This window comes from Candidatus Thiosymbion oneisti (assembly GCF_900092655.1).
GTDB classification, from domain to species: Bacteria; Pseudomonadota; Gammaproteobacteria; order Chromatiales; family Chromatiaceae; genus Thiosymbion; species Thiosymbion oneisti.
Map to the genome: position 1 here is coordinate 1 of NZ_FLUY01000796.1, position 4,634 is coordinate 4,634.

Sequence of the window (4,634 nt, forward strand, 5' to 3'; positions counted from 1 at the left end):
AGACCTGGTCCCGACGGAGGAGGGATCTGACGCTCCAGCGTCGATTAAGCGCCTGGTAGGCTAACCGCCAACGCCTATCAGCACGGAGAAGCTGCGTCCGCTGGAGCGGACAAGACGGCGTTCCCACCTGTCTGCGTGCAGGGACGCACAGGCAGGCGCTGGAGCGTGGGAACGAGCGCGAAATTTTCAGATTTTATACCCTAAAATCAGTATCTTAATTTTTAGACAGCCTCTTAGGCATCCGAACCGGAACATGAACGACCTGTATCGCATTGCGTGCGCCGGTTTCGGCACCCGAAGATCCCAGCTCACGGCAGGCGGTTGGGCAACGCCCGTAGGATGGGCAAAGCAAGCGTCTATCAAACTGAACTCAAGGTTTCGGTCATTCCGCATCGGTTTCCGCACCGCGGCGGCTGGTTAGGATGCACCAAGCGCAGCGTGCCCATCGATCCATCTGTTGGGCACGGCGCGCTATGGACCCTGGGCTCGAACGCCGGCTCGGCAGCGCGCCTTGGCCCAACCTACCCGATTCGCTTTCATGCCAAGCGATTGTTTCAGCAGTGTTTATCTTTCGGTTACCCTGGGGTGGGGGTAATGGTTAAACGGCGGGTCTGAATAATTAGGTCGCACCAGCCATGCCACTCGAATTTAACCGCTACCCCGGAGCCTGAGAGACTGTCTAAGAACTTGCCCGGTTAGCTCCCTCGCGCCCTTGGGGGAGAGGGGGGATCAAGGGCTTTATTGCGATCGGATTGGTCACGCCATATCAAGCAAAATCTAATGAGTTGGTTTTTAGACAGCCTCTGAGCAGCCCCCTTACCAGGGTCGGGAATTCCACATCCAGGGCCAAAGCAGGTGGACACAAAGGATGAGACCGAGGCCGAATGCCAGGGCCAGGAGACCGCAGACAAGAGTCAGGCGTAAGGCCTGGTCAAGGTGACTGCCCTCGAGGTTAGCCGGCCAGTCCTCGTCACCCATGAATGCCTCGTTGACGCCCCTTCCCTGATAGCTGATGGGGCCGATCAGGCGCACCCGCAGGGCACCCGCGCAGGCGGCCTCGCTCCAACCCGAATTGGGGCTCGCCAGCATCCGGTGCCAGCGCCGGGCAGCACTGAAGGCCAGCCGCGGGTGCAGGCGCAGCAAGACCGCGGCCAGGGCGATCAGGGGTACCGACAGCCGCGCCGGCAGCCAGTGGACCAGATCGTCCGAACGGGCGGCGGCCCAGCCGAAGCGACAGTAGCGTTCGTTGCGGTAGCCGACCATGGAATCGAGGCTGGAGACCGCCTTGACCAAGATCAACCCCGGCAGGCCGAACAGGCACAGTGCCCACAGCGGCGTCAGCACCCCATCGGTGAGATTCTCCGACAGACTCTCGATGGTCGCGCGGACGACACCGCCAGGGTCTAACCGTTGGGTATCGCGGCCGACCAGCATGGCGACCTGGCGCCTAGCTTCCGGCAGATCACCCAGGCTGGTCAGGACCCGGCGACCGTGCGCCAGCAGATCGCGCAGGCAGAGCAGACTGTAGGCGATGCAGGCATCCCAAGCCCAGGCCGCCCAAGGGTGCCAGAGCACGAGCAGGCGATGAAGCGCCCACCAGGCCAGCAGTGCCGCGCCCACGACCAGGGCCCAGTGGATGATGCCGCCGAGGTGGCCGTTGAGGCCGCCGGCGAGGAGGAGCTTCTCCCACAGCAGACTCCAAGCCCCCAAGAGCCGGATCGGGTGCAGTTTATACACCGGATCCCCAAACAGACCGTCGGCCACACAGGCGGCCAACACCAGCGCCAGGTGGGGAATCAGCTCCATTTGGCAGAGAAGCCGCGGATCACGGCCAGGGTTGCAAGGCTGCCGGAATCGCGTTCCTGCTGCGTTTGCAGGTCGTTGCGGAATTCGGCGCAGCGATCGGGTTGGACCGCAACCGCCGCCGCTAGGAGCGCTTTGATGAAGACCATGGTGACGCTGGTGCCACCGTGGCCTTCCCCTTTGCGTTCGATGGGGTGAGGTCTTCGCGTAGACCGCCGTTGACGTGGCAATTGCTCAGGACCCAATGCGGGCGTTTGAGGGTGGCGCACAGAAAGCGCCCGTCGCGCTCCAGGGTGAAGTCATTGTTCTCGTGCAGCAGCATCCCGGATCCCGGTCGCGGAGGCTTCGGAACGTAAGCTCTCTATCCCAATGCCATTAAGTTAAGCCTCAAAGCCCCTCTCTCGGTCTCTGGTTCCCAGGCAGTGCATGGGAACGAGAAAAATAAGCATGACTGATGACCATTTGGACCAGCAACTCGGCATTCAGGTTCTAGCCGCTAGCCAGAAGGGCCAACGAAATATCGGTGGTCGCGGGAGCCGACAAAATGTCGGCGGTCCCAGGCCGGCTGGGAGCGCCGTCTTTCAGACGGCTTACGGACCCAATGAGCAGCTGTCGGCAACGGTCAGAGCAGACGCCTTCTGGGCCGCACCAGATAACGCCGGACAACTGGCAGGTTTAGTTCCCGGGTATACGCATGGTGGACACAGCCCGATTCTCTCCGCGGCGCGGAGCTTCCGCGTTCCCACGCGGCGTGTGGGAACGAGAAAGACCGCGTCGGGCGTCACCTTTTACGACACCCTCCCGGTGGGAGAGGGGTTGGGGAGAGGGCGAATGAAAAACAGCGATCAATCACAAACGGCACCGGTGACGCTTGACTTAACGGCATTGAATCCTATCCTGCTTCCCGTTTCGGATAGGGTGTCAGCTCGTAGGCTGGGGTGAGCTTGCGAACCCCGGCATTCCCATTCTCGTATACTGAAAGAAGCTGGGGTTCGTTCCTCACCCCAGCCTACGGTCTAATTCGTTAGTTGACTGGATATTTCTATGTCTTTCTTTAACAGCGAGTTAACGATTTCGTTTAAGGAATATGGACGTTCGGTTGTACGCAATTTATTGATAAAAAAGTTTTTTACTTCTTTATCCAAATAGATAGGTATGTCCAGCTCTTCCAATGGTCTATAGAACTTTCCCTGTTCGGCATCGGTAAAATCATACTCGTCTTTCATTGTGGGCGCCTTTTTTGGTATACCAATTGCTCGCATTTAGTTGCCTTTCTAGCACTGATGATTCTTACAAGCTCAGTACCCTCATCATCTCTGAGCATATGGACAACAACGAGAATAACTTCGTTCAACGATTTCCCCAATATTATCCACCTATCCTCTGCATGCGAATGTTCCGCATCGTATTTGTTCAGCGCAAAAGGATCGGCAAAAACATAAGCAGCCTGTTCAAACCTAACCCCATGTTTCTGAATGTTCGTTTTTTCTTTCTTAACATCCCATTCAAATTTCATGATGTGATTATATTCTCCCGATATCTGTGGTGAATATCATCCGTGATGAATATCAGAAGAATTTCCATAACCGCATTCGTAGGAGCGAAAAAATTTCCGCCCCTACAAGTATTGGCTCGTTCCCACATCTCTCGGTTTATGCCCTATTTCTTCGCATGGTCGAGTACATCCTTGATGACTATGGCTATACCGACAATGAAGATCAGCAGCATGAGAGTAACAATCAGTTCACCCATCATAAATCTCCTAATTCATCGATTTTTCTATAGGCACGGCGGTTAACTGCAATAATACCCCAAGTAATCAAAGCGACCAGAAATGTCGCCAAAGATAGCTGCAGAGTGGAGGTTTTGGCAAAGTTTTGCGCTGTCCAGCCGATGAGTGAAATATCAACAGCTACCAATAAGCCGAATACCACTTTCAGCCAGCCTATTTCTTCTTTGATTTTATCGATTTCCGGCACTTCTATTTCTCCTTGAGCACCTTGGGAAATTCAAGGTGCCTTTATAGTGGAGTTCATTGTTGGGTGATACTCCGGCCGGGTTACATGTTCCTTTCCTCTGGATCTGGGTAGTTCAAACCCGATCACCCATCGCCATCACCACCGCATCACCTATCTCGGCGGTACCAACTCGGTGCATCCCTGTGGACAGGATGTCGGCAGCTCGTAGGCTGGGGTGAGCTTGCGAACCCCGGCATTCCCATTCTCGTATACCGAAAGAAGCTGGGGTTCGTTCCTCACCCCAGCCTACGGTCCTTGCGCTGATTCGTTAATCGACTGGATATTTCTATGTCTTTCTTCAGCAGCGAGTTAACGATTTCGTTTAAGGAATATGGACGTTCGGTTACACGCAGTTTATTGATAAAAAAGTTTGGCTCTTTATGGATTCCGGACTGTCAGGGATCATGGAAGGGTACCACCGGACGTTTTGGAGTGCGGCGGCAACCTTGCCCCAGTGCTTACCGGAACCGACAGCGCTTGGCATAACCGGGGGGTCGGCCAAGGGGCACAAGCCCGCCCCCGCTTTGGATTTGGCGACACCTCTGTTCCAAGTAAGGGCGCTGTGGCCAGGGGAAAGCGCCGTCGCCGCGGCGCGGGTGAAACCTTAAGTGCCCGGATTTCCGGCAAACGCCGCTGGTATCCCCGTTGTCTAGGTTTGATTCAGACGCGCCGCTTTGCCGGCGCACTCCAAAGCAGTCCGGAATCCATAAAGAGCCAAAGTTTTTTACTTCTTTATCTGTCAAGTCCCGCCAGATTATAGACACGTTTTTTGAACAGATTGGGTTGTTTTTGGTACCAGCTTTTCATGGTCTG

Annotated in this window: 7 protein-coding genes; 1 reads left to right on the forward strand and 6 read right to left on the reverse strand. The window is 55.7% G+C overall.

What is annotated here, in order from left to right:
• Positions 1 to 339 precede the first annotated feature (339 nt).
• Positions 340 to 615: a hypothetical protein gene (locus BQ17_RS20525; RefSeq protein ID WP_141699176.1), complete on the forward strand. Its 276-nt coding sequence runs from the start codon at positions 340 to 342 to the stop codon at positions 613 to 615.
• A 201-nt stretch (positions 616 to 816) separates the two neighbouring features.
• On the opposite strand, the gene cbiB is transcribed toward BQ17_RS20525, so the two are convergent.
• From cbiB to BQ17_RS08595, 6 genes are all read right to left on the reverse strand, one after another.
• The gene (cbiB, locus tag BQ17_RS08575; protein WP_089726155.1) at positions 817 to 1,806 is read right to left on the reverse strand and encodes an adenosylcobinamide-phosphate synthase CbiB; all 990 of its coding nucleotides are present in this window, start codon (positions 1,804 to 1,806) and stop codon (positions 817 to 819) included.
• Positions 1,797 to 1,952 (reverse strand): hypothetical protein, encoded by a 156-nt coding sequence (locus BQ17_RS21665; protein ID WP_176722354.1) that lies wholly within the window; start codon positions 1,950 to 1,952, stop codon positions 1,797 to 1,799. The genes cbiB and BQ17_RS21665 overlap by 10 nt, the downstream gene beginning before the upstream one ends.
• Positions 1,928 to 2,125, reverse strand: coding sequence for a hypothetical protein (locus tag BQ17_RS20530; RefSeq protein WP_141699177.1), 198 nt, complete (start codon positions 2,123 to 2,125; stop codon positions 1,928 to 1,930). The genes BQ17_RS21665 and BQ17_RS20530 overlap by 25 nt, the downstream gene beginning before the upstream one ends.
• 694 nt (positions 2,126 to 2,819) lie before the next feature.
• The gene (locus BQ17_RS08585; protein ID WP_089726158.1) at positions 2,820 to 3,029 is read right to left on the reverse strand and encodes a hypothetical protein; all 210 of its coding nucleotides are present in this window, start codon (positions 3,027 to 3,029) and stop codon (positions 2,820 to 2,822) included.
• Complete coding sequence (locus tag BQ17_RS08590; RefSeq protein ID WP_089726160.1) at positions 3,026 to 3,319, reverse strand: BrnT family toxin; 294 nt, start codon at positions 3,317 to 3,319, stop codon at positions 3,026 to 3,028. The genes BQ17_RS08585 and BQ17_RS08590 overlap by 4 nt, the downstream gene beginning before the upstream one ends.
• Positions 3,320 to 3,554: 235 nt before the next feature.
• A complete protein-coding gene (locus tag BQ17_RS08595; protein ID WP_089726162.1) occupies positions 3,555 to 3,782 on the reverse strand; it encodes a hypothetical protein in 228 nt (75 codons plus the stop codon).
• Positions 3,783 to 4,634 lie beyond the last annotated feature (852 nt).

Excerpts from the sequence above, each read along its gene's own strand:
- BQ17_RS20525 (WP_141699176.1), top strand. The coding sequence starts at position 340 with ATGGGCAAAGCAAGCGTCTATCAAACTGAACTCAAGGTTTCGGTCATT.
- BQ17_RS08590 (WP_089726160.1), bottom strand. The coding sequence starts at position 3,319 with ATGAAATTTGAATGGGATGTTAAGAAAGAAAAAACGAACATTCAGAAA.
- BQ17_RS21665 (WP_176722354.1), bottom strand. The coding sequence starts at position 1,952 with ATGGTCTTCATCAAAGCGCTCCTAGCGGCGGCGGTTGCGGTCCAACCC.
- BQ17_RS20530 (WP_141699177.1), bottom strand. The coding sequence starts at position 2,125 with ATGCTGCTGCACGAGAACAATGACTTCACCCTGGAGCGCGACGGGCGC.
- BQ17_RS08585 (WP_089726158.1), bottom strand. The coding sequence starts at position 3,029 with ATGAAAGACGAGTATGATTTTACCGATGCCGAACAGGGAAAGTTCTAT.
- cbiB (WP_089726155.1), bottom strand. The coding sequence starts at position 1,806 with ATGGAGCTGATTCCCCACCTGGCGCTGGTGTTGGCCGCCTGTGTGGCC.